Origin of the sequence: Lysobacter capsici, assembly GCF_014779555.2 — a bacterium.
Classification (GTDB): domain Bacteria; phylum Pseudomonadota; class Gammaproteobacteria; order Xanthomonadales; family Xanthomonadaceae; genus Lysobacter; species Lysobacter capsici.
In genome coordinates, this window is record NZ_CP094357.1 from 3654195 (window position 1) to 3678954 (window position 24760).

The 24760-nt window shown below is 67.0% G+C and carries 22 protein-coding genes; 17 read left to right on the forward strand and 5 right to left on the reverse strand.

The genetic code is table 11. The features are described 5' to 3' along the window. Positions 1-87 precede the first annotated feature (87 nt). The 4 genes from IEQ11_RS14745 to IEQ11_RS14760 all read right to left on the reverse strand — a co-directional run bounded on the left by IEQ11_RS14745 (position 88) and on the right by IEQ11_RS14760 (position 2952). Complete coding sequence (locus IEQ11_RS14745; RefSeq protein WP_191820813.1) at positions 88-432, reverse strand: VOC family protein; 345 nt, start codon at positions 430-432, stop codon at positions 88-90. Between the two features lie 56 nt (positions 433-488). Continuing rightward, positions 489-878: a hypothetical protein gene (locus tag IEQ11_RS14750; RefSeq protein ID WP_191820812.1), complete on the reverse strand. Its 390-nt coding sequence runs from the start codon at positions 876-878 to the stop codon at positions 489-491. A gap of 63 nt (positions 879-941) precedes the next feature. After that, positions 942-1310, reverse strand: coding sequence for a hypothetical protein (locus tag IEQ11_RS14755; protein ID WP_191820811.1), 369 nt, complete (start codon positions 1308-1310; stop codon positions 942-944). Positions 1311-1530: 220 nt separating this feature from the next. Then, positions 1531-2952: a hypothetical protein gene (locus IEQ11_RS14760; RefSeq protein WP_191820810.1), complete on the reverse strand. Its 1422-nt coding sequence runs from the start codon at positions 2950-2952 to the stop codon at positions 1531-1533. Between the two features lie 53 nt (positions 2953-3005). On the opposite strand from IEQ11_RS14760, the gene IEQ11_RS14765 reads away from it, so the two are divergent. The 10 genes from IEQ11_RS14765 to IEQ11_RS14810 all read left to right on the forward strand — a co-directional run bounded on the left by IEQ11_RS14765 (position 3006) and on the right by IEQ11_RS14810 (position 16908). Next, entirely contained in the window at positions 3006-3755 is a 750-nt protein-coding gene (locus tag IEQ11_RS14765) for a hypothetical protein (protein ID WP_191820809.1), read from the forward strand. 272 nt (positions 3756-4027) lie between these two features. After that, positions 4028-5251, forward strand: coding sequence for a 5-aminolevulinate synthase (hemA, locus tag IEQ11_RS14770; protein ID WP_191820808.1), 1224 nt, complete (start codon positions 4028-4030; stop codon positions 5249-5251). Positions 5252-5276: 25 nt separating this feature from the next. Continuing rightward, the gene (locus tag IEQ11_RS14775; RefSeq protein ID WP_247024561.1) at positions 5277-6116 is read left to right on the forward strand and encodes a TauD/TfdA dioxygenase family protein; all 840 of its coding nucleotides are present in this window, start codon (positions 5277-5279) and stop codon (positions 6114-6116) included. Positions 6117-6132: 16 nt separating this feature from the next. Beyond that, positions 6133-7125 (forward strand): 3-oxoacyl-ACP synthase III family protein, encoded by a 993-nt coding sequence (locus tag IEQ11_RS14780; RefSeq protein WP_191820807.1) that lies wholly within the window; start codon positions 6133-6135, stop codon positions 7123-7125. After that, positions 7122-8309: an ATP-grasp domain-containing protein gene (locus tag IEQ11_RS14785; protein WP_191820806.1), complete on the forward strand. Its 1188-nt coding sequence runs from the start codon at positions 7122-7124 to the stop codon at positions 8307-8309. The genes IEQ11_RS14780 and IEQ11_RS14785 overlap by 4 nt, the downstream gene beginning before the upstream one ends. Next, positions 8306-10255, forward strand: a complete 1950-nt coding sequence (locus tag IEQ11_RS14790) for a phenylacetate--CoA ligase family protein (protein WP_191820805.1) — start codon at positions 8306-8308, stop codon at positions 10253-10255. The genes IEQ11_RS14785 and IEQ11_RS14790 overlap by 4 nt, the downstream gene beginning before the upstream one ends. Beyond that, a complete protein-coding gene (locus tag IEQ11_RS14795) occupies positions 10255-11493 on the forward strand; it encodes an MFS transporter (RefSeq protein ID WP_191820804.1) in 1239 nt (412 codons plus the stop codon). Before IEQ11_RS14790 ends, IEQ11_RS14795 begins: the two co-directional genes overlap by 1 nt. Positions 11494-11515: 22 nt before the next feature. Next, positions 11516-12523, forward strand: coding sequence for an NADP-dependent oxidoreductase (locus tag IEQ11_RS14800; protein ID WP_096414901.1), 1008 nt, complete (start codon positions 11516-11518; stop codon positions 12521-12523). Positions 12524-12559: 36 nt separating this feature from the next. After that, complete coding sequence (locus IEQ11_RS14805) at positions 12560-14479, forward strand: CocE/NonD family hydrolase (RefSeq protein WP_191820803.1); 1920 nt, start codon at positions 12560-12562, stop codon at positions 14477-14479. A 110-nt stretch (positions 14480-14589) separates the two neighbouring features. Next, positions 14590-16908 carry a DUF5916 domain-containing protein gene (locus IEQ11_RS14810; RefSeq protein WP_228464426.1) on the forward strand — a complete coding sequence of 773 codons (2319 nt, stop codon included), beginning with the start codon at positions 14590-14592 and terminating at the stop codon, positions 16906-16908. Here IEQ11_RS14810 and IEQ11_RS14815 read toward each other — a convergent pair. Beyond that, complete coding sequence (locus IEQ11_RS14815) at positions 16851-17840, reverse strand: alpha/beta fold hydrolase (protein WP_191820802.1); 990 nt, start codon at positions 17838-17840, stop codon at positions 16851-16853. The genes IEQ11_RS14810 and IEQ11_RS14815 overlap by 58 nt on opposite strands. 141 nt (positions 17841-17981) lie before the next feature. Here IEQ11_RS14815 and IEQ11_RS14820 point away from each other — a divergent pair, with 141 nt between their 5' ends. The 7 genes from IEQ11_RS14820 to IEQ11_RS14850 all read left to right on the forward strand — a co-directional run bounded on the left by IEQ11_RS14820 (position 17982) and on the right by IEQ11_RS14850 (position 24706). Beyond that, positions 17982-18857: an AraC family transcriptional regulator gene (locus IEQ11_RS14820; protein ID WP_191820801.1), complete on the forward strand. Its 876-nt coding sequence runs from the start codon at positions 17982-17984 to the stop codon at positions 18855-18857. A 284-nt stretch (positions 18858-19141) separates the two neighbouring features. Continuing rightward, on the forward strand, positions 19142-19624 hold the full coding sequence (locus IEQ11_RS14825) for a GNAT family N-acetyltransferase (RefSeq protein ID WP_191820800.1): 483 nt from the start codon (positions 19142-19144) through the stop codon (positions 19622-19624). Positions 19625-19818: 194 nt separating this feature from the next. Next, entirely contained in the window at positions 19819-20589 is a 771-nt protein-coding gene (locus tag IEQ11_RS14830) for an SDR family NAD(P)-dependent oxidoreductase (protein ID WP_191820799.1), read from the forward strand. A gap of 121 nt (positions 20590-20710) precedes the next feature. Then, a complete protein-coding gene (yeiP, locus tag IEQ11_RS14835; RefSeq protein ID WP_036108330.1) occupies positions 20711-21277 on the forward strand; it encodes an elongation factor P-like protein YeiP in 567 nt (188 codons plus the stop codon). Between the two features lie 127 nt (positions 21278-21404). After that, positions 21405-21653: a hypothetical protein gene (locus IEQ11_RS14840; protein ID WP_191820798.1), complete on the forward strand. Its 249-nt coding sequence runs from the start codon at positions 21405-21407 to the stop codon at positions 21651-21653. Then, positions 21650-22135, forward strand: a complete 486-nt coding sequence (locus tag IEQ11_RS14845) for a GNAT family N-acetyltransferase (protein ID WP_157754041.1) — start codon at positions 21650-21652, stop codon at positions 22133-22135. The genes IEQ11_RS14840 and IEQ11_RS14845 overlap by 4 nt, the downstream gene beginning before the upstream one ends. Positions 22136-22618: 483 nt before the next feature. Then, the gene (locus tag IEQ11_RS14850) at positions 22619-24706 is read left to right on the forward strand and encodes a phosphocholine-specific phospholipase C (RefSeq protein ID WP_191820797.1); all 2088 of its coding nucleotides are present in this window, start codon (positions 22619-22621) and stop codon (positions 24704-24706) included. Positions 24707-24760: the final 54 nt, after the last annotated feature.

Genomic DNA, 24760 nt, shown 5'->3' on the forward strand with positions numbered 1-24760 from the left:
GTTGTGCCTGGTCATCGAGCGAAGGCAAAGCGCACGACGAGTGCGACAGATGCAAGATCGGGTCGCTGCTCACAGGCCCTCACCCGACTAGAGCTGCCACAAGCCGTGATCGTTGCCGCCCTGCAGGTAAATGGCGAAGGTTCCGTGCCCGGGGATCAGCATCGGCTCAACGGCGATCTGACCGCCAGCCTCCACCACGGCGGCGACGGCGGCTTCGATGTCCTTCACCAACCAATAAGGCCGAACCACCGGCGCCTCGGTCGTGCGCAACGGCGCGCGTACTCCGACGAAGCCGCCGCCCGCCAACGGCGCGGTGCGCGCGTTGCCGAGGCTCGCGTCGGGTTCGCCGAACTGCACGCCATGGGTCGATGCGTAGGCAGCGCATACGGCATCGACTTCGTTGCTTACGATTTCGAGGTAGTGGATTTGCATGGGGTTGCATCCTGCGCTAGTTGGGATATCAGTCGCTTCTGACCCCAGTTTTCGCCTTATGTAGGGCAAGGCTCCGCAGCGAGCGAGCATACCTGCAGGACGGCCGCCCTCGGCTCTGCGTGCTTGGGGAGCGCGCAGCCGTCGAACCAAACCAAGACGTGCTGTCCCGGCGCGAGCTCTTCGGCATCGACGCCGCCACCGTACACCGTGAAAAGCTCCGTATCCGGATCGACCAGGATTCGAACAGGCTTGGACTTGCCGGCGACTTTGACCATGACCTGCCCCGGCTCGGCGCGGACGATCTTGCCGGTCAACGAGGCCGCGGATGGCTCGACGTCAGCCCCATCGGCAACCGGCAGCACGCACTCCTTGGCAGTCGCCATGCCCGAAGCGACGGCCAATGCAATTGCCAGGGATGAGAGTATTTTGCGGCGAGTGAACGCCATCTTCCGCTCCATCCGAAATGTCGTCATGTGCTTTTTCGCAGATGCCTTCGGATCATGCAAGCGCTATGCATTTTTCGCGAATGAGGCCGCGAGTTCGGCAGGCGCGGGCGGAACCACGTTGTACCAATCATAGGCATAGACCTGCTCGCGCGCGCGATCCATGATGCTGGGATTAACCGGAATGTCGGCTCCCGGCGTACCGCGCCCCTTGCCCACGACGATCGATGTCAAGGCAGGCAGACGATGATCCTTGCAGAAGAACGCGACGTGTCCCAGGATCTTGTCCAGCACACCCGCCGCGTCCTTCTGGTACATCAGGCGCGACAGGCCCTTATAGGTAAGGGTCTGACGGCTCATGGCGGCGGAGATGAGAATCTGCCAGGCCTGTAAGGCGCGATCGGGATGGTTGGACGACGGGTTGAATTTCCTCACCGACGAAAGTCCTTTATCGAGTGTGGAGCGGGTGCCGATACATACTTTACTACTCGCATGCGACAAGGACTGAGCTGCGTCGTCGGACGCTTGAACGACCGCAGCAGTACGTTGGCTATCGCGCCCTCATCCGCCCCTTCGGGGCACCTTCTCCCGCGAGCGGGAGAAGGATTCCGCAATTGCAAGGCTCAACCGGTCTGACGTTCAACGGGCGTGAGGCTCAATCCGCGTCGCGGGCGACCTTCGGCAACGGCTCCTCCGCCTGCAATTCCTTCGCCGCCATCGCCGACACGCCGCGTGCGTGCAAGGTCTTCATGACCGGCTGGCTGCGCAGATTCTGGTAGAAGTTGCGGATGCCGCCGGTGAGTTGCAGCGAGTAGTCGGTGGTCACGAAGCGTTCGTTGTTCTGCGTTTCGATGTGGGCGCCGCCGGGGATCGGTTTGAAGAATTCGTCGAACTGGCTCAGCGGGAAATCGCTGGGTTTGCTCGCGGCGAAGTACGCCATCGCCATCGGTTGCCCGCTCTTGGGGCCGATGGTGGTGTCGGCGTGGGTGCCGGCGCGGCCGTGGCAGGAGATGCACGAGGACACCGGGCTGTCGATCGGGCCGTTGACGCGGCCGCCGAGGCCGTGATGGCGGACGTAGGCGCGGTTGCCGTAGTCCCAGCCGGTCTGTTCGACCAGTGAGGACGTGATGCGGGCCTGGGTCAGCGAGGTGTTGACGAACACGCCGTCGCGGTTGGCGTCGGTGCGATCCTGCCGGTCGTCGCCCCAGCTCAGGCCGACCGGCACCATGCGATCCCACACGGTCTTGCCGGCGCCGCCGCCGTCGTAGACGAAGGTGCCGTAGATCCAGCCGGTGGTGTCGGCCACGCGCGGGTCTTTGACCGCCACGTCCAGTTGCAGCAGGCGCATGGGTTTGTCGACGCGCGGTTTGTTGTACGCGGTGTCGGGGTAGATGTTGGCGGTCCAGGTCTTGCTGCCGACGAGGTAGGGGATCTGTTCGACGCTGGCGTCGGTGAACAGCAATTTGCAGGCGACGGAGTTCTCGGGGAAGGTCGAGGCATACGGATCGGGATAGCCGCTGGCGGTGCGCCAGACCTTGCCCAGCGCCGTGCCGCCGCGGTCGTTGTAGAAGCCGACCGCCCAGTTCTGCCCGGGCGCGCTCTGGCTGCGATGCAGTTCGAACGGGCGCGCCTTGCGCTCGCGGGTCAGACCGTGGTGGTACTCGCGGCCGGCGCCGAATTGATCGCCGTCGTCGTGCAGCCACGGGGCGTGGTACCACTTGCGCACCTTGTTGTCCTGCACCTTGAAGTCGACGTCGACGTTGCCTTCCAGGCAGTAGCTCAGCACCGCGCCCATGTATTCGGTCGGGAAGGCCTTGAAGTCGATCGCCGACCACGGGAAGGTTTCTTCCTTGAAGGTCTTGGGGTAGTCCTGGCTGAGCTGGAAGACATCGGGCGTCCCCGGCGGCGGCGGGTAGTGCGGGTCGAAGCTCGGAAAGCGCGAGGGCGCCGGGTTCGGCGTGGCGAGCAGCTTGCGCTGCAGTTCGGTGCCTTGATCGGCGGGCTTGTTGACCTCCAGTGGCGCGGCGGCGGCCACGACGCACACGAGCATTCCCACCGCGGCTATCGCTGTCTTCATGTCCACTCCCCCTGTTTCGGCATCCAACGTTGCCATTGCTAACGCGATTGGGCGTGGCCAGGGGCCACGGCCGGGACAAGCGTGACGCAGCGCAGGTTTTGATCCGCGCGGTGGCCGCGCGCTTCGTCGACGCGGGCGGACGACTGCGCGCCGGGTCGTTGACGGCGCGGATCGGTCGGCGAGGCATCGCGCGTTGCGTCGGATTTGCGTCGGTCGTATTGCGGATGGATGACCGCTGCATGCCTAAGCCAAGACACCAGGCCGCGTCGGCAAGCCAGTCTCGCGATCGAAGCGAGACCACGCAGTTGGTCATCGATGCCATCGCGGTTTCGATGTTGCCAGGCGACACGGATTCGAGCGACTCATCCGATGAGATGTGGATGCGCAATCATCCAACGCCGCAACGCTCATCCATCGCCTTTCATCCATATGCAACGACGACGATGGCGACCGCCGCGAAGACGCAACGACCTACGCATTTTTCATTCGATGTCTTTCGATGTTTGCCGCATACGCCTACGCATCCACCTCGCGTATCGCCGCATGCATTCGCCGCATCGACCCCATCGCGTTTCACCCATGCAACCTGCCGACCGATCTCTCACTCGCACCAAGACCATGAACGCTTTCGCGCAAATCTCCGGGAAAAAGATGCTTATTCATGCAAACGCTTGCGATTGAGTGAGCGCGATACCGTTCGTAAGCACAACCGATGCACAACTATTTTTTGTCTACGACGAATGATCGATATGCCGTCACAGTTCCCGAATTATTCGGTGGCATATGAAAATAGCGCGAAGTAACTTTCACGCCGCTGCGCAACTGGCAGTATTCGCAAGAGCAAAGGACAGACTCGGCATGGCCGAACAATGACAAGGAACGTTATGTCCGCAAGACCGAAATCCACCGAACCGATCGCGTCGCATCGCCGTCGGTGTTGACCGCAACCAACGCGCAACACCGCGCCTGAGCCGCAAGGCTTGGAGCGCGCTCCCCCGCCACATCCCACAGACCTACTTCGTACTCATGAAGTCGGCGGCACCGCAGTGGCCGCTCGACCGGGAGATCGCACGTCATGGAAGCCGTATTTGAAACCCCGTTGAAGACGCTCGACGTCGCGACGGCGCTGTTCGCACCGTTGCAGAAGAAGCTCGACGAGCTGCGTGAAAACGGCCTGTATCGCACCTTCTACGAGTTCTCGCACATCAGCGAGCACCCCGGCCATACCGCTCACGGCGGCCGGGTCGTGCAGGTGTGGAGCGGCAACGATTACTTCGGGCTGGGTCAACATCCCGACCTGATCAAGGCCCAGATCGAGTCGACCCAGCTGCACGGCACCAGCAGCGGCGGCTCGCGCAACATCGGCGGCACCAGCGTCTCGCACGCCGAGCTGGAAAAACGCATCGCCGCATGGCATGGCAAGGACCGCGCGCTGGTGTTCTCCAGCGGTTACGCCGCGAACTTCGAAACCTTGAGCACGCTGATCGCGGCCATCCCCGACATGGTCGTGTTCTCGGACCGCAACAACCATCGCTCGCTGATCGAGGGCATCGCCCGGACCGGCTGCACCAAGCACGTATTTCCGCACAACGATCATGAGGCCCTGGACCGCATGCTCGCCGGTTACGAGCGCGAGCGGCCGAAGCTGATCGTGTTCGAGTCGGTGTATTCGATGGACGGCGACGTGGCGCCGCTCGGCGCGTTCTTCGATCTGGCCGAAAAGCACGGGGCGCTGACCTTCCTCGACGAAACCCATGCGATCGGCCTGATGGGGCCGACCGGCGCGGGCCTGGCCGAGGAGCTCAACGATCACCGCGCGACCTTCGTCCAAGGGGTGTTCAGCAAGGCGCTGGGCACGCTGGGCGGCTATGTCGCCGGCCCCGACAGCGCGATCGACTACGTACGTTCGCATGCGCCGGGCTTCATCTTCAGCTCGACCATGCCGCAGGCCGTGCTCGACGCCACCCTCACCGGACTGGACATCGTGCAGCGCGGCGACGACCTGCGCCGCGGAGTGATGGACAACGTGATCCGGCTGAAGAACGCGCTGCGCAAGGCCGGGCTGCGCTTCCTCGACGGCGGCACCCACATCGTGCCGGTGATCGTGCCCGGCGGCGAGCGCGTGCATCGGGTGTCGCGGCGCCTGCTCGACGAATTCGGTATCTACGTCGCGCCGGTGACCTACCCGTCCGTGCCCAAGGGCACCGAACGCTTCCGCGTCACCATCGCGCCGTTCCGCACGCCGGAACAGATCGAAGCCTTCGTGAGCACGCTGCAGCTGTGCCTCGAACAGGAATGACCAACCGATCGCAAGGAGAACGACCGTGGCTTTGACTCAGATCACCCCCTTCATCGGTGCCGAGTTCACCGGTTTGACCTATGAAGACTTCCAGCAACCCGAGCTGTGGAACCAGTTCGTCGAGCAACTGCACCAGCGCGAACTGGTGGTGGTGCGCAGCATCGCGCTGACGCCGCAGCAGCAGCTCGAACTGGCCGCGCGGCTGGGCCGGCCGATTCCGTTCGTGCTGGACAAATACCGCCATCCCGAGTTCGAGGAGATCATGATTTCCTCCAACGAGGTGCGCGACAACAAGCCGATCGGCATCGCACGGGTCGGCAATTTCTGGCATCAGGATTCCTCGTTCGTCGCCAATCCGGCGCCGTACACCCTGCTGCACGGGATCAAGGTGCCCAGCGACAGCGGCCACACCCTGTTCGCCAATGCGGCCGATGTCTACGATCGCCTGCCCGAGGAATGGAAGAAGCGGATCGAGGGACGCAAGGCGCTGCATACGGTGTCCAAACGGCTGCGCATCCAGGCCGAGCATGTCGGCCTGTCGGTCGCCGAGTTCAAGGCCTGGATCGAGACCAAGCATCCGAAGGTCGAACACGATCTGGTCAAGGTCGATCCCGACACCGGCCGCAAATATCTGTACGGCGCGCCGGAGTACCTGGACTCGGTGATCGGCCTGGACGCCAACGACAACGCGGCGTTCTTCGCCTTGATCGACGAACTCATCCAGACGCCGCAGCGGGTCTATACCCACGAGTGGAGCAACAACGATCTGGTCGCCTGGAAGACCCAGACCACGCTGCACGCGGTGACCGACGTCGAGCCGGGCGTGGACCGCACCGTGCATCGAATCAGCATCGAACTGCACTGACGCCATGGCCCGTGCGATGAACGGAATCGTCGACTTCGACCTGAGTTATCCCAGTGCCCGCGCCGAGGTGTCGAGCATGCACGCCGCTTGCGGCGTGCCGGTGGACGACATTCTGCAGATCACCCATTGCGATAGTTTTCCCGTGCTCGGCGACGACGAGCGTTCCTGGGAACTGGCGCTGGACGCGGCGCGCGCGGTGATGCGGCGCAGCGGCGTGGACCCGGCCTCGATCGCGCAGGTGATTTACGCCGGCGCCGGCGAATGGGAGACGCCGTTCTGGTCGCCGGCGGCCAAGGTCGCGCACGAACTGGGCATCGAGCGGGCGCATTGCTTCGAGGTCGCCAACTTCTGCAACGCCGGCATGGCCGCGGCGCAGATCGCGCTCGACCGGATGGCGCGCAACGAAACGGCGCGCGATGGCAGCGGACGCGAACACGGCGGCTATGCGCTGGTGCTGCTCGGTGACCGGCTCAGCCGCATGGTCGACTACGCCGACCCGCAGGCCAAGGCGCTGTTCAATTTCGGCGATGCCGGTGGCGCCATGCTGCTGGGCGGCGGCGAGCGCTGCAGCTTCGCCCTGCTGCATTCGGCGATGCGCACCGATCCGAGCTGGTCGGACTATTACTTCGGCGAACGCCGCGACGGACGCATCGTGATCCGTCGCGGCGAGCATCGCGAGGGCCTGGCGGCGGCGTATGTCGACAACTTCGTCGGCCTGCTCGACGACACCTTGAAAGCGCTGGACCTGACGATCGACGACTTCGCCTACCTGTTGATCAACCACGGCGACAAGAGCATGCACGAACGCCTGCTGGCGGCGATCGGGCTGCCGCGCGAGAAGAGCGTCTTCAACTACCACCGCCTCGCGCACATGGGCTCGGCCGACACCTTGATCGCGTTGCGCGATCTGGTCGACGCGCGCCGCCTCGCGCGCGGCGACCGGGTCCTGCTCGCCACCAGCGCCATGGGGTTCAGCTGGGGCATCACCGCGCTGGAGTGCCGGCAATGAAGATCCTGATCATTCACCAGGTGCCGTATCGGAAAATCCATTACCACTTGGGCATCGATCATCAACGGCACGAGGTCACCTACATCGGCCAGCCGGCGCGGATGGCCGATCTGCCCGCCGATCTACGCTGCACGCGCCTGGTGCTCGATCCCGGCGAGGACTTGGTCGCCGGCATCCTCGCCCGCACCTCGCGCGAGGACGGTTTCGAGCGGCTGCTGTCGCTGTCGGAATTCGGCATGATCGAATCCTGGCACGTGCGCGAACACCTCGGGCTCGGCGGCGCCTCGCTGGCGCAGATCGAGCGGGTGCGCGACAAGGTGCGGATGAAGCAGGCCCTGGCCGACTCGGGCCTGCGTTATCCGCGATTCGTTTCCGCGCCCGACGATGCCGCCGAACTGCCCTGGTCGGGCAAGACCGTGGTCAAGCCGCGGCAAGGCGCATCCAGCGAAGGTGTCAGCGTGCATGCCAGCGCCGCGGACGCGTTCGCCGCCTGGCGCGAACTGGCGCAGCGCGAGGACTACCAACTCGAGGAATACATCGAAGGCGAACTGCTGCATGCCGACGGTTTGATCCACGACGGCGCGCTGGTCGACCTGGTGGTCAGCCGCTACGTCAACAAGCCGGTCGACTTCGCCTTTGGCGTGCCGCTGGGTTCGTATCAGTTGCCGGACGAGCCGCGTTATCGCGAGTTCGCCCAGCAGGTGATCACCCAGTTGGACATCCGCGAAGGCTGCCTGCATCTGGAGATGTTCGAGACCGCCGACGGCGAACTGGTGTTTCTGGAAGTCGCCAATCGCATGGGCGGCGCCGGCGTGGTCGATGCGCACCAGCGCCATAGCGGCCTGCACCTGCCGTCGCACGAGATCGCCATCCGCCTGGGCCTGGAACGCCCGCCGGCATTGCCGCGCTCGGGGCGATACCACGGTTGGCTGGTGTTTCCCGGCCACCATCTGCCGCGCGAGGCCGGGCATCGGATCGACGTGCCGGCGCCGCTGCGCGAACACGCGTGCATCGATCGCCTGCATCAGCTGGCGCCGGAGCAACCCTTGCCCGATCACATCACCTATCAGGAATGGCTGGCGCCGGTGTTCGTCGAGGCCTCGCATCACGATTCGCAAGCGCTGGGGCATTTCCTGCACGAATGCGCCCAATCCATCTCGATCCAGGCCGGAGCGCCGCAGTGACCCGCCCTTCCCCATCGCCACGCTATTACCCCACCGACTTGCTGCTCGCGGTCCAGCGCGCCGAGCGCGCGCTCATCGACCCGGATTCGGCGCTGACGCGGTTGCTGCGCGTCCACGACCTGAGCTCGGTCGGCGGCCTGTTCGCCGCCGCTGAACTGACCGAGGCGCTCGACCTGTGGTTCGGTGGTCTGAGCCAGTACCCGTGGCAGCCGCTGATCGACAGCAACGACGTCGATCAGTTGTCGCCGGTGGGCACGATCGTGCTCGACGACCACCGCGTCGCCAACACTCTGCGCGGGCTGCTGTTCGCCTGGGCCGCAGGCAACCACGTGCTGATCCGCTCGCGCCGCGATACGTTCTGGCAGGGCCTGACCACGATCCTGCGCGACTACGGCTTTCCGCTGCCGGAGGCGTCGGTGCTCGACGAGCGCGCGCAGTCCGAGCATCGGACGATTCATGTGCCCGACCTCGTGCCGGTCTCAGCGTCGGGCGCGGCGATCTGGAACGAACCCGATCTTTACGGCGACGACCTCGACGACGCGGGCAATCTTCCGATCCGGCTGGGCGTTCCGGTGCGCGAGGATGCCGCAAGCTTCCTGCGCACCGTTGCAAGTCTGGATGCGCGCGCGTCGTGGACGCGGGCGCTGATCCGTCGCGAGTACCTCGCCGGCACCCGCCTGGCCGATGCGCGCGAAGCCGACGACGCGCACGGCAGCGGGCGTCTCGACGCCAAGCTGCGTTATTTGATCGGCCAGGCCCGGCGCACGCCTTATTACCGCGACCTGCCGCAGATCCACGGCGTGGCCGAGCTGGCGCAACTGCCGATCCTGGAGAAGCGGCAACTCGACGCCAACACGCTGCCGCTCAACCGCAACCTGTACAGCGACGCGCCGCCGAGCGGCGAGGTGCTGCGCAGCGGCGCCACCTCGGGCGATCCGCGCTATATCGTTTACTCGCGCGGCGACTGGGCCAACATGGTGCGCGAGGCGATTCCGCTGTGGTCGGTGCTGGGCCTGCGCAAGGGCGACCGGGTGATCAATACGCTGTTCGCCGGCAGCCTGTACGGCGGTTCGATCACCAGCAGCTGCGAGTTCTCGCAGATGGCGGTGGAGTGCTACACCACCACCCAGGCCTGTACCGTCGACGACCTGTTGATGCTGCATCACCGGTTCCGCGCCAATACCGTGATCGGCCTGCCGACCCTGTTGATGCCGCTGCTGCGCAAGGCCAAGGCGCAGGACCCGGCGCTGCGCATCGAGAAGGTGCTGTACGGCGGCACGCCGATGGCCGAGTCCGACAAGGCCTGGCTGCGCGAGCATCTGGATACGGACGTGGTCGCGAGCGTGCTGGCCGCCAACGACGGTGCCCAGCTCGGCTTCCAGTGCCCGCACATGGGCGGCACGCTGCATCACATCTGCGACGACTACAACCTGCTGGAAGTGGTCGACGACGACGGCCAGCCCGTGCCCGACGGCGAGGTCGGCCACTTGCTGATCACCAGCCTGCAGAAGTTCGAGGCGCCGCTGGTGCGTTACCGGATCGGCGACATCGGCCGGGTGTTCCATCGCGACTGCGCCTGCGGTTTGTCGGGTCGGGTGATGGAATACCTCGGGCGGTCGGACGGCATCATCAAGTTCCTCGGCTCGACCGTGCGCCACCGCGAACTGCACGACGCACTGGAGACCTTCGAGGTGTCGCAGCTGCAGGTCGAGATCGACAAGCGCGACGGGCGCGAGGCCTTGATCGCGCGGATCGAATCGGCGCGCACGCTGGACCCTGACCAGATCCGCGCGCATCTGATCGCGCAGTTCCATCAGCTGCGCACCCTGCTCGGCTTCGGCGACAGCGTGTTCGGGCTGGTGGTCGAATGCCATCCCGAAGGCGCGCTGCGCCGCGACGCGGTCAGCGGCAAGGTCAAGACCGTCATCGACCGCAGGCTGGGCTGATGATCTGGCGCAACCCTCCGGCCCGCGCGCTGCTGGTATCGATCCTGCTGTCGAGCATCGGCATGGGCGTGTACGTGCTCGCGCTGGGGCAGATGCTGTTCGCGCTGACCGGCAGCGCGCAGGCGTTCGCGATCGTGCTGACCTTGCAAGGCATCGGCGCGGTCTGCGTGCTGCCGTTCTGCGGGCCGCTGGTCGACGCGCTCGATTCCCGGCGGGTCTATGTCGGCTGCGGCCTGGCCCGCGCCGCGACGGTGCTGGCGATCGTGCTGGCCGACATCGCCGGCACGCCGGCCTCGGTGCCGATGATCGGCGCGGCCGCGCTGGCCCTGGCGGTGTTCGACAACATGCAGCGCGCGGCGTTGTTCAAGTTTTCCGCGCGCCATATCGACGACAGCTTGCGGGTGCGGGTCAACGGCCTGCTCGGCGCGGCCATCCAGGCCGGCGCATTGACCGGCATGGCCCTGCTCGGGGTGATCCTGAGCGTGGCGCCGCCGACGCGGGCGCTGTTGGTCGACGTGGCGATGGCCTGCGCGGCGGCGGCGGTGATGGCGTCGATCCGCCTGGACGCCTCCGACGCCAACCGCGCGCTGTTGGCCGGCAGCCGGCTGCGCTCGCTGTTGCCCAACGCGCTGCGCGACTGGCGGCAGATGCTCGCCCAGTACCGCAACGAAACCGTGGTGCTGGGCATGGTCGCGCTGTGCGCGGCGGATTTCTTCTTCGCCAATGGCTTGAGCACCCTGGTGGTGCCGCTGGTCCATCGCTCCTACGGCGGGCAAAGCTGGTACATCGCCGCGCTGGAAGCGACCTTCGGCATCGGCATGCTGGCGGCCTCCACCCTGACCCGCCACACCGTGCGGCAATCGCTGCTGCCGCTGTGGCTGCTGGTCCAGGCCGGCACGGCGCTGCTGCTGGCGCTCAGCCGCGATCCGTTCGCGCACTTTCTCGCGTTCTTCGTCGGCGGCTTCGCCAACCTCAACAGCCTGACCTGGCTGCTGACCACGCTGCAACAACACGCGAACCCCGGCGACAAGGCGAAGATGGCCTCGCTGCGGCTGCTGGCGATCGGCATCGGCACCATCGCGCTGATGCCTTGGCTCGGCCATGCCGCGCGGGTGTCGCTGGACAGCGCGTTCTTCAGCGTCGGCGCGGCCATGGCGGCGTTCGCGCTGGCCAGCGTGTGGATCGCGATCGGATTCCGCCCGCATCAACGCACGATCCTGGCCGCGAGCCAGCCATGACCTTTTCGCCAGGAGCCTTTGCATGAGTCCTTCCCAAGTCAGTCACTCCGGATCGCGCGCGGTGCATCAGGTCCGCCGGCCGCAAGGCGAGCCGGTCGCGGACGACTTCGCCTGGGTCGAGCAAGCGCTGCCCGAGCCCGGCGCGGGCACCGCGCTGGTCGAGAACCTGTATCTCTCGGTCGATCCGTACATGCGCGAATGCATGGACGCGGTATGGCCGCTGCACGCGCCGCTGGAAGGCCGCTCGGTCGGACGGGTGATCGCGTCGCGCGAGCCGCGATTGGCGGTCGGCGATCTGGTGTTCCATCGCCAGGGCTGGCGCACGCATGCGCTGGTCGGCTACGACGAGGCGCGGATTCTGCCGGCGCTCGACGGCGTGCCGCTGAGCCATTGGCTGAGCGTGCTCGGCGGCACCGGCCTGACCGCGTACGTCGGCCTGACCCGCATCGCCGAGTTGCGCGCGGGCGAAACGCTCTACATCTCGGCCGCGGCCGGCGGCGTGGGCAGCATGGCCGGCCAGTTGGCGCATCTGCTCGGCGCCGGCCGGGTGATCGGCAGCGCGGGATCGGCGGCGAAGGTCGCGCAGTTGCGCGACGTGCTCGGCTTCGATGCGGCCTTCAACTACCGCGACGGCCCGATCGCCGAGCAACTGGCCCAGGCCGCGCCCGACGGCATCGACGTGTATCTGGACAACGTCGGCGGCGATCACCTGGAGGCGGCGATCGGCCAGATGCGTCCGCACGGCCGCATCGCCTGGTCGGGCGCGATCGCGCAATACAGCACGCAGCCGCCGCCGGCGCCGCGCAATCTGTTCGAAGTGGTGGAGCGAAGCCTGCGCCTGCAGGGCTTCCTGGTGCGCAATTACGGCCACCTGCAAGGCGAGCTGCAGGATTTCGTCGTGCCGCATCTGCGCTCGGGCCGGCTGCTGCCGGTGGAAACCGTGGTCGAAGGTTTCGATGGCATCGTCGATGCGTTCCTCGGGGTGCTCAGCGGCCGCAATCTCGGAAAGATGCTGGTCAAGGTCGCCTGACCCGTCGCCGTGCTTCCCCATCAAAAGGACTTGATCATGCGGTTGCTGCCGTCGCTCGCCTTGCTCATCTCGCTCACCGCCGCGGTAACGCCGGCCCGCGCCGACACCCTGGCGGTGGTCCGCGACGGCCGCACCCAACCGCAGTATTCCTATGCCGACGCGATCCGCGAAGTGGTGCACGTGGAAACTTCGGTGGACAGCGACGGCGACGGCCGTCGCGATCGCGTCGCGGTGTTCGTGACCCGGCCGCGCCAGTCCGATGGCGCTCACAAAGTGGCGGTGATCCTGGAAGCCAGCCCGTATTTCGGCGGCCTGATCGAAGCGCCGCACCATCCCACCGAAATCGTCGATCAGCCGCGGCTGTCGCCGTGGACCCCGCCCACCCACGCCAAGCCCGCGGTCGATTACGCACGTTCCAACTACGACAATTATTTCGTCGCCCGCGGCTATGCCGTGGTCGCCGCGAGCAGCCTGGGCACCGGCGATTCCGAAGGTTGCCCTTCGCTGACCGGGCCCGATGAGATCGAGGCGATGAAGGCGGTGGTCGACTGGCTGAGCGGCCGCGCCCGCGCCAACTACGGCGATGGCCGCGCAGCGCGGGCGGAATGGTCGACCGGCGCGGTGGCGATGGTCGGCAACGCCTACAACGCCACGCTGGCGCTGGGCGTGGCGCAGACCGGGGTCGGCGGGCTCAAGACCGTCGTCGCCAACGTGGTGACCTCCAACTGGTACGACTACTACCGCGCCAACGGCGGCGTGGTCGAACCCGATGGGTTTCCCGGCGAGGACGCCGACCTGCACGCGAAGGTGGTGCTGACCCGCGCGCGGCCGGCGCAGTGCGCGGCCGCGATCGCGTCGATCGAGCAACGCATGGATCGCGTCAGCGGCGACTACAACGGGTTCTGGGCGCAGCGCGATTTCACCCGACATATCGACCGGCTCAGGCGTCATGGCATCAGCGTGTTCCAGATCGCCGGCCTATCCGACTGGAACGCGCGCACCAGCCAGTTCGCGCAGTTGTGGGACGCCTTGGGTCGGCATCGGGTCGATCGCCGGCTGTGGCTGTATCAGGCCGGTCACGCCGACATCCTCAACGTGCGCCGGCAAGCGTGGCTGGATGCGGTGCAGGCGTGGCTGGACCATGCGCTGTACGGCGTCGACAGCGGCACGCAGGCATGGCCACAGGTCCAGCTCGAAACCGCGCCGGGCCAGTGGCAGCCGTACCCGCAGTGGCCGCGTCCGGGCGCGCGCGTGGTCACCTGGCAGTTGCATGCGCAGGCGGACGCGGATTCGGCGCATACGCTGCGGCGCGCGCCCGACCATCGCAGCGGCGCTCAGGCCGAAGAACGCGCCTTCGTCGATGCGCCTTCGCGCAAGGCCGCCGAACTGATCGCGCATCCCGATCGCGACGATCCCAATCGATTGATGTTCCTGAGTGAACCGCTCGCCGACGACGCCCAGTTGTCCGGCACCGCGCAGGTCAGCGTGCAGGCCGCGCTCGACGGCCCCTCGCCCTATCTCACCGCATTGCTGGTGGACTACGGCGAGGACGCGCGCGTCACCGGTTTCGCCGCGACCGCGCAGACCTGGTGCTTCGGCGACAGTCTGCCGAACAACTCGGGCTGCCGGCCGATCTATGCCTATACGACCGCGCCGACGCCGTACCAGGTGGTCACGCGCGGCTGGATCGATGTGCGCAATCGCCATGGCCGCGAGCGCAGCGAAGCGATCCGCGCCGGCGAGTCCTACGCCTTGCGCTGGGCGCTGCAACCGGGCGACTACCGCTTCAAGGCCGGCCATCGCATCGGCTTGGTGCTGCTGTCCAGCGACCCGGGCTACACCTTGCGCTATCGGCCGGGCACGCGGGTATCGGTGCGGCTGGATGCATCGTCGCTGAGCCTGCCGCTGGTCGAACCGGAGGTGCCGTCGCGGTCGACGCCGACCGCCGCGCGCTGATCTTCGCTCGCACACCTCGCGTTTCGTTCGCACGTTTCCCATCGCTCGTGCCCATCGCCCGCGTCGATGCGGCCGCGCGCGCCACCCTTCTGTCTTCGATTCCGATCCCCATGCGCACCCTGCTGATCTTCGCCACCTTGATGGCTGCACCGATACCCGCCTGCTGCGCCATCCTCGTCGACGGCCGGCTCGATCCGGAGGAATGGCGGGAGGCGCGCAGCATCACCGATTTCCGCCTGACCCAACCGCTGTCGCGCCTGCCCGCGCCGCAACCGACCCAGGCCTGGGTGCTGGCGACGCCGCAGGGCCTGGCGGTGAGTTTCCGCAATCTGCAGGACGCCTCGGTGCCGCGCACGCGCCAGCGCACCCAGCGCGACAACAGCGAGGCCGCGGTCGACCGGGTCAATCTGTACGTCGACTTCGACGGCGACGGCCGCGGCGGCTACAACTTCACCCTGACCCTCGCCGACGGCATCGTCGACACCACGGTCAGCAACGAAAACCAGTTCAACGACGACTGGGACGGCGACTGGCACCACGCGGTCAGCGAGGACGAAACCGGCTGGTCGGCGGAAATGCTGATCCCTTGGCATATCGCGCCGATGCGCGACGGACGCGACGGCAAGCGCCTGCTCGGCATCGCCCTGGACCGGGTGATCGGCGCCACCGGCGAGCGCGCCTCGTGGCCGGCGGTCAGCCTGACCGAAACCCGGTTCCTGTCGGTGTTGAACAAGATCGAAGTGCCCGAATACGGGCAGTCGCTGCTGACCATCACCCCCTACGTCAACGGCGTGCGCGATTTCGTCGGACGCGATTCGGATTTCGACGCGGGCGCCGACCTGTTCTGGAAGCCCAACGGCCGCTTCCAGCTCAGCGCCACGCTCAATCCCGACTTCGGCCAGGTCGAAAGCGACCGGCTGGTGGTCAACTTCGGCGCGGTCGAGACCTTCTTCGACGACAAGCGCCCGTTCTTCACCGAGAACCAGGGCTTCTTCGAGGTTCCGTTCGGCTCGCTCAATCCCAACAACCGGCTGATCTACACCCGCCGCGTCGGCGGCCTGAGCGACGACGCGATCGGCTCGGGCGATGTCGCCGCGGCGGTCAAGCTCAACGGCAGCGCGGGCGGCGTCAACTACGGCGTGTTCGCCGCGAGCGAGGCCGACTCGGTCGGGCGCGACTTCTACGCGGTGCGCGCGAGCCGCGACTTCCTGCGTCACGGCATCGGCGCGATGGTCACCCAGGTGAAGCGGCCGTTCCTCGATCGCGAAGCGACCGTCTACGAATTCGACCACCGCTGGACCCCGAACGAACGCTGGGCGGTACGCAGCACCGTGGTGGGCTCCAGCGTCGACGAGCGCGGGCGCCGGCTGCGCGACAGCGGCGCGCAAGTGCGGGTGGACTACGACCGCGGCAACGGCTGGCGCCATCAGTTGTATGCGCTGCACCTGGGCGGCGACCTGCAACTCAACGACTTCGGTTATCTGGAACGCAACAACTACAACTATCTGCGCTACGACCTCGGCCGGCGGGTGACCGCGCTGCCGCCGGATTCGCCGTTCACCGCGCACGACTGGCATTACTCGGTATCGCATCGGGTCAACGACGACGGCGTGCATATCGCCGACGCGCTCGCCGTCAACCGGCGCAGCGAACGTCGCGACGGCGGCAATCAATTCATCGAAGTCGGCACCCTGAGCCCGGGTCACGACGATCTGATCACCCGCGGCAACGGCGTGGTCGACATGCCGCGGCGCGTGTTCGCGGTGTTCGAACGTTTCCGTCCGCGCCAGGGCGACAGCCCGTGGGCGTTCAACCTGGAGATGCAGTACGACGCCGATGGCCTGAGCGGCTGGAATCGCGGCCTGCGCAGCGTGTATCTCGAACCGAGTTATCACATCAACGACCGGCTGAGTCTGTTCAGCGGGGTACGGGTGGAACACCACCCGGACTGGACCTTGTGGCGGCGCGAGGTCGGATTGCTCGGCACCTACCGCTCCAACCAGCTCATGCTCAACGCCGGCGCGGCCTGGCTGATCAACGATCGGCAGGAACTGCGGGTGCGGCTGGAGGCGATCGGCCTGGAGGCGCAGGCGCGCAAGGCCTGGCGGGTGGCGCCGGACGGGGAACCGGTCGCGGTGAACAACCCGCTCGCCGACTTCGCCCTGCGCAACCTCGGCTTCCAGATCCGCTACCGCTACGAACTGGCGCCGCTGTCGTATCTGTACGTGGCCTACGTGCGCGGCGGCTCGCTGCTGGAGGACGGCAGCGGTTCGATACGCGCCGCCAGTTCCGCGACGCGTTCGAACTGCGCGACAGCGAACAGTTGCTGGTCAAGCTGTCGTATCGCTTCGAGATATGAGCCGGCGCGGGCTCAGCCTTGCCACAGGCGCAAGGCTTCCTGCGCGATCACCTCGGGAAACTCCTCCTGAAAGAACAGCTTCGCCCCGGCGACGCGGCGTATGCCGCGCGAGTTCGGCAACAGCCGGTCGAGATAGTCCGCGTCGGACTGGGCGAAGATGTCGTCGCTCGCGCCCCACACGATCCGCACCGGCGCGCGGCAGCGCCGCAGCGAGGCCTCGATGCCGGCCAGCGGGTTCGGCGCGAGCGCGATGTGGAAGGCGTGGTATTGCGCGCGCCGCAGCGGCGAGGCCACCAGCGGGCTGACGTAGTACTCGATGGTTTCGTCCGCGAACCCGGCCGGATCGCGGAACACCGCCGCGCCGAAGGTCGAACGCGCCAGCGCCTTGTCGGTCAGCCATTGCGCGGTGGCGTCGGCGAGGGTGCCGGCGCGTGCCATCTCGATGGCCGGCATCACCTTCGGCGGCGGGCTGTCGGGTTCGACATCGCAATTGCTCAGCAGCATCGAGCGAACCCGCCGCGGGTAACGCACCGCGAACAACTGCGCGACCGCCCCGCCGCTGTCGCTGGCGACGAGGTCGACCGCATCGATCGCCAGCGAATCCAGCAACGCGGCGAGCATCGCGGTCTGGGCGTCGGCGGCCAGCGATTGCCCGGCGTGAATCTCCGAATAGCCCAGGCCCATGAAGTCCGGGGCGATGCAGCGCCGATGCGCGGACAGGCGATCGATCGCGCCGCGCCATTGGTAGCCGTTGAGCGGCGCGCCGTGCAGGAACACCGCGGCCGCGCCCTCGCCGCGTTCGATATAGGCGATGCGGCCGAACGGCAATTGGGCGAAACGCCGCGAGGCGCGGTACGCCGCCGCGTCCAGCGGCCGGGCCGGGCCGGTCGCGGCCCCGTCGAGGCGCGCATCGCGCAGCGACGCGCAGCCGCCGACGGCGCCGATCACGCCCCCGGCCACCAATGCAGTCGCGGCGGCGACCATGAACTGTCTGCGTTGCATTTCCACTCTCCTGGCGGGCGATGACCTGACCCCATCCTGGCGAGACGCCCGCGAGCCGGCGCGCACCCACGGCCGGCGACGGACACGCGCGTATGATTTTCGTCACTTGCCGCCGGCGCGGCCGAAGCCAAGCATCGTGCGATGAGCGACCGGCCCGCCTGTTACCCCCGCCCCGCGACCGCGCCCCCGCCGGCGATCGTCGGCGCCGACCGCGCGCCCTTGCTCGACGTACTGACCTCACCGGTGCCGGGCGGGCATTTCGATTCGCCCTTGGACGGCCGCCACGTGCTGTGTCTGCATCTGGGCGAGCCGGTCCCGGTGTCGTATCGCCGTGACGGGCGCGAGCATCAGGGCCTGCGCCTGCACGGACGGTTCTGCGTGGTGCCGGCGGGTTCGTCGACCCGCTGGATCCTGTCCCGGCCCGCGACCTCGCTGCTGCTGCGGCTGACGCCGTCGCTGCTGAGCGCGACCGCCGACGCGATGGGCGTGAGCGCGCGCAGCGACGGCCTGGCGCCGTCGATCCATGTGCGCGATGCGCAGATCGAACGCATCGGCTGGATGATGCAGGCCGAGGAGCACGACGCGTACCCCGGCGGACGCCTGTTCACCGACAGCCTCGCCGGCGCGCTGGCCGCGCGCCTGCTCGCCTTGCAGACCCGCGGCGCGCCCGCGATCGAGCGGCCTGCGCGCGCGCTGCCGGCATGGCGATTGGGTCACGTGCTCGACTACATCGAGGCGCATCTGGATCAGCCGCTGTCGCTGGCCGAACTCGCGCGGGTGGCCGGTTTCAGCCTGTCGCACTTCAAGCCCTTGTTCAAAAACGCCACCGGCCTGCCGGTGCATCGCTACGTGCTGGAGCGGCGGGTGGAGCGCGCGCGCGGCCTGTTGCTGCGCGGCGAACGGCGCATGGGCGAGATCGCGCTGGACGCCGGGTTCTCGCATGCGAGCCACATGGCGCGCTGCATGCGCCGGGTGCTGGGGGTGAGTCCGGCGCAACTTATCGCTTCGTATCATTGATCGATCGGCCCGGCGAAGCGGCGATCGGGCGGTGTTCGCTCGCGGCTCGCGAGGTTGCTGCATGGAATCAAAGAGCGGTGGCACGTACCTACTCGTCGTAGACCGACTCGCTTGCGGCGCCGCAACGTCAAAACCACGCAGGCCCGGCCAATGCCGCGCATCGACGCGCAGAATGCGAATGCCGTCGAAGTCCGGGTCTCGATCACGGCGCAGTGACGCGGCGCCACCCTTCGCAATCGCCTTGGCTTGAGCGAGGATGCGGCATCCGCGATAAGGAAACCGCCATGACCCTGCCGCCCGGCGTCGTACTGCGTCCGATCCAAGCGCGCGACGATGCCACCGTCGCCACGTTGATCCGTCAGGTGATGGCCGAGTTCGGCGCGGGCTCGATCGCCGACAGCGAAATCGACGCCATGCAGCGTTCTTACAGCCTGCCGCGCAGCGCGTACTACGTGGTCGAACGCGAAGGACGGCTCGCCGGCGGCGCCGGGGTCGCGCCGCTGCTCGGCGGCGAAGACCGGGTGTGCGAACTGCGCAAGTTCTACCTGCCCCCCGCCTCGCGCGGACTCGGACTGGGCCAGGCCTTGCTGGAGCGCTGCCTGCTGACCGCGCGCGGCTTCGGTTTCGCTCAGTGCTATGCCGAAGCCCTGGACCGCATGAGCGACGCCCAGCGCCTGCTGGAAAGCAACAGCTTCCAGTTGCTGGAAGCCCCCATGGGCTACGGCGGATTGCGCGGCTGCAATACCTGGTATCTGCGCACGTTGTAGGGCCTGGGGCGCCCGCAGCCGCGCCACGGCGGCCAAAGTGATCGCGACCACCCCGGCCCTGCAGAACCCGCCCACCGGCCCGGCGGCAGCAAGCCTGCCCGGCCCGGGCGGCGATCGCCCCCGCCCGCCATCGGCCACGCCGTCGATTCGCCCGGTCCTTTAGAATGGCGACTTTTCCGCCTTCAGGACCGCCCATGCAACTCGACAACGCCCGCGCCGTGATCACCGGCGGCGTCTCCGGCCTCGGCCTGGCCGTGGCCCAGCACCTCGTCGCCCGCGGCGGCAAGGTCGCGCTGTTCGATGTCAACGACGACAAGGGCGCGCAGGCCGTGGCCGCGCTCGGCGCCGACAAGGCCCGCTATTTCAAAACCGACGTCACCGACGAGGCCGGCGTGGTCGCCAACCTCGCCGCCGCCCAGGACTTCCTCGGCGGGCTCAACGCGGCGATCAACTGCGCCGGCATCCTCGGCGCCGGCCGCGTGCTCGGCAAGGAATCGCCGATGCCGCTGGCGCAGTTCCAGACCACGGTCATGGTCAACCTGATCGGCAGCTTCAACGTCGCCAAGGCCGCGGCCAACCTGATGCAGCACAACGAGGCCGGCGACGACGGCGAGCGCGGCGTGATCGTCAACACCGCCTCGGTCGCCGCCTTTGAAGGCCAGATCGGCCAGGCCGCGTACTCCGCGTCGAAAGGCGGCGTGGTCGCGATGACCCTGCCGATGGCGCGCGAACTGTCGCGCTTCGGCATCCGGGTGATGACGGTCGCGCCGGGCATCTTCTGGACCCCGATGGTCGACGGCATGCCCGAGTCGGTGCAGCAGTCGCTCAGCGCCTCGATCCCGTTCCCCTCGCGCCTGGGCCAGCCGGAAGAATTCGCCGACCTGGTGGCTTACATCCTCGGCAACCGCTATCTCAACGGCGAGACGATTCGTCTGGATGGCGCTACTCGGTTGGCGCCCAAGTAACGGCGGGAATCGGGAATTGGGAATCGGGAATCGTCAAAGCGATTCCGTCCTCACTTCACGATCTCCACGTCACCACTTTACCGATTCCCTATTCCCGATTCCCCATTCCCGGCCAGAACCCATGAAAGCCTACGACGTAAAAAAAGGTAACGTAATCGAGCACAACAACACCGTGTACCAGGTGCGCGATATCGAACGCAGCTCGCCGCAGGGCCGCGGCGGCAACGTCAAATTCCGTTTCACCATGTACTCGGTGCCCGGCGGGACCAAGTACGACCTCAGCGTCGGCGGCGACGACGAGTTGAAGGAAGTCGAGCTCAGCCGCCGCCAGGTGACCTATTCCTACAAGGACGGCGATGCGTTCGTGTTCCTCGACGACGAGGACTACACGCCGTACACGCTCGATGCCGACGTGGTCGGCGACGACGCCGGCTACATCATCGACGACCTCAGCGGCTGCTACGTGCAGATCATCGACGAACAGCCGGTGGCGCTGCAGTTGCCGGCCAGCGTGGCGATCGAAGTGATCGAAACCCCGCCCGAACTCAAGGGCGGCACCGCCACCAAGCGGCCGAAGCCGGCCAAGCTGTCGACCGGCCTGGAGATCATGGTGCCCGAGTACATCAGCAACGGCGAACGCGTGCTGGTCAATACCGCGACCGGCGAGTTCGCCGGCCGTGCGGACTGATTGGCGTCTGAGCGTCCGCGTCTGCGTTTACACGCTGACGCTGGCGCTGCTGATCGGGTGCCAGCGACCGGCACCCGATGCGTCCGGCGACACCGGCGGTTGCCGGACGCCGGCGCAATTGCCGCAAATGCATCGTTCGGGCTGGTGCGCGCTGCCGTCCGAGGTGCGCGCGTTCGCGAGCGAACACGAAGACCTGCGCGGTTTCTCCGGCGGCGAGCCGTTCGACCACGAGTCGATGCAACACCTGCAACAACAAGCCGAGCAGCGCCTGCTGCACGAACGCGCGCAATGGGCGCGCCTGCGCGCTCGCCATCAGCACGACAAGGCCACGGCCGCGTGGCTGGACCGCTACGGCGAGGAGACCGAACTGCGATGAACCCCACCGATTCTTCCGCCGTCGACAGCGGCGGCTACGTCTTCGCCGCCGCGACCGAGGCCGACCTGCCGCGCCTGATCCCGGTGCTGCGCGCGTTCTACGAAGTCGAGCACCTGCCCTGGAACGAACCGGCGTTGCGCCGCGCCTTGTCGGTCTTGATCGGCGATCCAAATGCCGGGCGCCTGCGCCTGATCCTGCGCGACGGCGAGATCGCCGGTTACTTCGTGCTGGGCTTTTGTTTCAGCCTGGAATTCGGCGGCCGTTTCGGCCTGCTCGACGAATTGTTCGTGCTGCCGGCGCATCGCGGCGGCGGCCTGGCCAAGCGCGCATTGTCCGAAGTCGAAACGCTGTGCCGGGCCGAAGGCCTGGACGCGCTGCGATTGGAGGTCAACGACGACAATGCGCATGCGCGCGGAATCTACGAGCGCGCCGGCTATGTCGCGCATCCGCGGCGATTGATGACCCTGTGGCTGCAAGCCTGAACCGAGTCACCGCCGCGCCGCCCCACCGAACGAAGAAAGCTCGCTATCCCCTGTAGGAGCGGCGCAAGCCGCGACCACGAAACAACACAAACCCCGAACCCCGAACCCCGAACCCCGAACAGCCTGCGCAAACCGCGAAATCCGCGGCGTCACTGAATTGGCGCAATCAACACGATCGCAACTCACAACGCTTCCGCATCGGCATTCATCGCGCCAACCCGCGCACCGAAATACGAAAGAATTCGCGGCGACAAGGTTTCGTTTCATTGTTGCGATCATGCAGGCCGGCAAGCGACGCAACCCACGCGCAATGCAACGCCGCGGCGATCATCATGCTGAATCGCCGCGACAACGCGCGTCGCAATTTCCAAAGCGTGACTGGCAACGCTCACGGCAGTGCCACGATCCTGCAACCTGCGATCCGCACGCTGATGCGCTTTCCGACGGCACGATGCCGTACCCGCCCAGCTTCGGAGCAAGGCCTTGGTTTCCTCGAATCGTCGCGACTTCCTCAAACTCGCCGGCGGCGCCGCCGCGCTGAGCCTGCTTCCGCCCTCGATCCGCGCCGCCCTGGCCACGCCGGCCGCCCGCGTGACCGGCACCATTCAGGACGTGCAGCACGTGGTGATCCTGATGCAGGAAAACCGCTCCTTCGATCATTACCTGGGCGCCTTGCGCGGCGTGCGCGGTTTCGACGACCCGCGGCCGATCCCGCTGCCCGGCGGCAAGACCGTGTGGGAACAGCCCAAGAGCGCGACCAACCCGAACAACGTGGTGCTGCCGTTCCACCTGGACACCGCGAACACCGCCGCGCACTGCCTGGCCGACATCGATCACAGCTGGAAGGGCGCGTATTCGCGCTGGAAGGACTACAACGCCTGGATCTCGGTCAAGGGCCCGATGTGCATGGGCCACTTCACCCGCGAGGACATGCCGTTCTATTACGCCTTGGCTGATGCGTTCACCGTGTGCGATGCGTACTACTGCTCGCATCACGGCCCGACCAATCCCAATCGCATGCATCTGTTCGCCGGCACCAGCGGCATGACCGTGGGCGATTTCGGCGCACAGGCGGTCAACAACGCCGACGACGGCAACTGGACCGCCGACATGGCGCGCGACAAGCCGACCTTCGCCGGGCACAAGTGGACGACCTACGCCGAGCGACTGCAGAACAAGGGCATCACCTGGCGGGTGTACCAGGAACACGACAACTACGGCGACAACTCGCTGGCCTACTTCGCCAACTTCCGCAAGCTCGATACGAATTCGGAGCTGTACAAGCGCGGGCGGGCGTGGTCGCCGGGTTCGACCGCCGAGAACGCGACCGCCTCGCGCGGCGAATACTTGATCGCCGACTTCGCCAAGGACGTACGCGAGAACAAGCTGCCGGCGGTGTCGTGGATCGTGCCGTCCTACATCATGAGCGAGCACCCGGCGGCGACGCCGGCCTACGGCGAATCGCTGACCTCGCGCCTGCTCGAGGCGCTGGTGGCCAATCCCGAGGTCTGGTCGAAGACCGTGTTCATCATCAACTACGACGAGAACGGCGGGTTCTTCGATCACCTGCCGGCGCCGCTGCCGGCGATCAACGCCGACCTGGGCAAGAGCACGGTCGACACCGCCACCGAGAACTACAACGGCATTCCGGTCGGCTTGGGCGTGCGCGTGCCGATGTTCGTGATCTCGCCGTGGAGCAAGGGCGGCTGGGTCAATTCGCAGGTGTTCGATCACACCTCGGTGTTGCGTTTCCTGGAGGCGCGCTTCGGCATCGCCGAGCCCAACATCAGCGCCTGGCGCCGCACAGTGGCCGGCGATCTGAGCACCGCGTTCGACTTCGCCAATCCCAATGCGGCGTGGCCGGCGCTGCCGGACACCGCATCGACCATGGCCAACGCCGATGCCAGCTGCAAACTCGCCAAGCCCAGCGCGCCGGCGCAGCCGCGCATGCCGCGCCAGGAGCGCGGCCAGCGCCGCGCGCGCGCGTTGCCGTATGAGTTGCGCGTGGATGGCCGCATCGAAGCGTCGAGCGGCCGTTACTGGCTGGACTTCGGCAACGACGGCATCGCCGGCGCCTGCTACAACGTCTACGCCGGCAATCGCAGCGACGGGCCGTGGTATTACACACTCGATGCCGGCACCGAACTGTCGGATTACTGGAGCGCCCGGCAATACACCGGCGGCGTCTACGACCTGTCGGCGTTCGGCCCGAACGGTTTCCTGCGCGCGTTCCGCGGCGACCTCACCAAGGCGCTGAGCGCCAGCGGCGCCAATCCGGAAGTGTCGGTGCGGCACGATGCCGCCGGCGAGCGTCTGGTCCTGGAGTTCGTCAACACAGGCAAGGCCGCGTGCCGCCTGACCTTGAAGCCCAACCGCTACAGCACCGCCGCGGCGCGTCAGTACGCGCTGGCGCCGGGCGCGCGGCTCAGCGACCACTGGCCGCTGGCCGCGAGTCAGCACTGGTACGACCTAAGCATCACCTCCGATAGCGATACCGGTTATCTGCGGCGCATCGCCGGGCATGCGGAAAACGGCGCGGCGAGCTTCAGCGATCCGGCGATCGGGGCTTGACCGCATCTCGGATCAATTGCACTACGACCCGCGGCGCGGCACCGCGGGTCGTAG

Excerpts from the sequence above, each read along its gene's own strand:
- yeiP (WP_036108330.1), top strand. The coding sequence starts at position 20,711 with ATGAAAGCCTACGACGTAAAAAAAGGTAACGTAATCGAGCACAACAAC.
- IEQ11_RS14815 (WP_191820802.1), bottom strand. The coding sequence starts at position 17,840 with ATGCAACGCAGACAGTTCATGGTCGCCGCCGCGACTGCATTGGTGGCC.
- IEQ11_RS14785 (WP_191820806.1), top strand. The coding sequence starts at position 7,122 with ATGAAGATCCTGATCATTCACCAGGTGCCGTATCGGAAAATCCATTAC.
- IEQ11_RS14830 (WP_191820799.1), top strand. The coding sequence starts at position 19,819 with ATGCAACTCGACAACGCCCGCGCCGTGATCACCGGCGGCGTCTCCGGC.
- IEQ11_RS14795 (WP_191820804.1), top strand. The coding sequence starts at position 10,255 with ATGATCTGGCGCAACCCTCCGGCCCGCGCGCTGCTGGTATCGATCCTG.
- IEQ11_RS14805 (WP_191820803.1), top strand. The coding sequence starts at position 12,560 with ATGCGGTTGCTGCCGTCGCTCGCCTTGCTCATCTCGCTCACCGCCGCG.
- IEQ11_RS14750 (WP_191820812.1), bottom strand. The coding sequence starts at position 878 with ATGGCGTTCACTCGCCGCAAAATACTCTCATCCCTGGCAATTGCATTG.
- IEQ11_RS14745 (WP_191820813.1), bottom strand. The coding sequence starts at position 432 with ATGCAAATCCACTACCTCGAAATCGTAAGCAACGAAGTCGATGCCGTA.
- IEQ11_RS14810 (WP_228464426.1), top strand. The coding sequence starts at position 14,590 with ATGCGCACCCTGCTGATCTTCGCCACCTTGATGGCTGCACCGATACCC.
- IEQ11_RS14760 (WP_191820810.1), bottom strand. The coding sequence starts at position 2,952 with ATGAAGACAGCGATAGCCGCGGTGGGAATGCTCGTGTGCGTCGTGGCC.
- IEQ11_RS14840 (WP_191820798.1), top strand. The coding sequence starts at position 21,405 with ATGCATCGTTCGGGCTGGTGCGCGCTGCCGTCCGAGGTGCGCGCGTTC.
- hemA (WP_191820808.1), top strand. The coding sequence starts at position 4,028 with ATGGAAGCCGTATTTGAAACCCCGTTGAAGACGCTCGACGTCGCGACG.
- IEQ11_RS14800 (WP_096414901.1), top strand. The coding sequence starts at position 11,516 with ATGAGTCCTTCCCAAGTCAGTCACTCCGGATCGCGCGCGGTGCATCAG.
- IEQ11_RS14845 (WP_157754041.1), top strand. The coding sequence starts at position 21,650 with ATGAACCCCACCGATTCTTCCGCCGTCGACAGCGGCGGCTACGTCTTC.
- IEQ11_RS14825 (WP_191820800.1), top strand. The coding sequence starts at position 19,142 with ATGACCCTGCCGCCCGGCGTCGTACTGCGTCCGATCCAAGCGCGCGAC.
- IEQ11_RS14780 (WP_191820807.1), top strand. The coding sequence starts at position 6,133 with ATGAACGGAATCGTCGACTTCGACCTGAGTTATCCCAGTGCCCGCGCC.
- IEQ11_RS14820 (WP_191820801.1), top strand. The coding sequence starts at position 17,982 with ATGAGCGACCGGCCCGCCTGTTACCCCCGCCCCGCGACCGCGCCCCCG.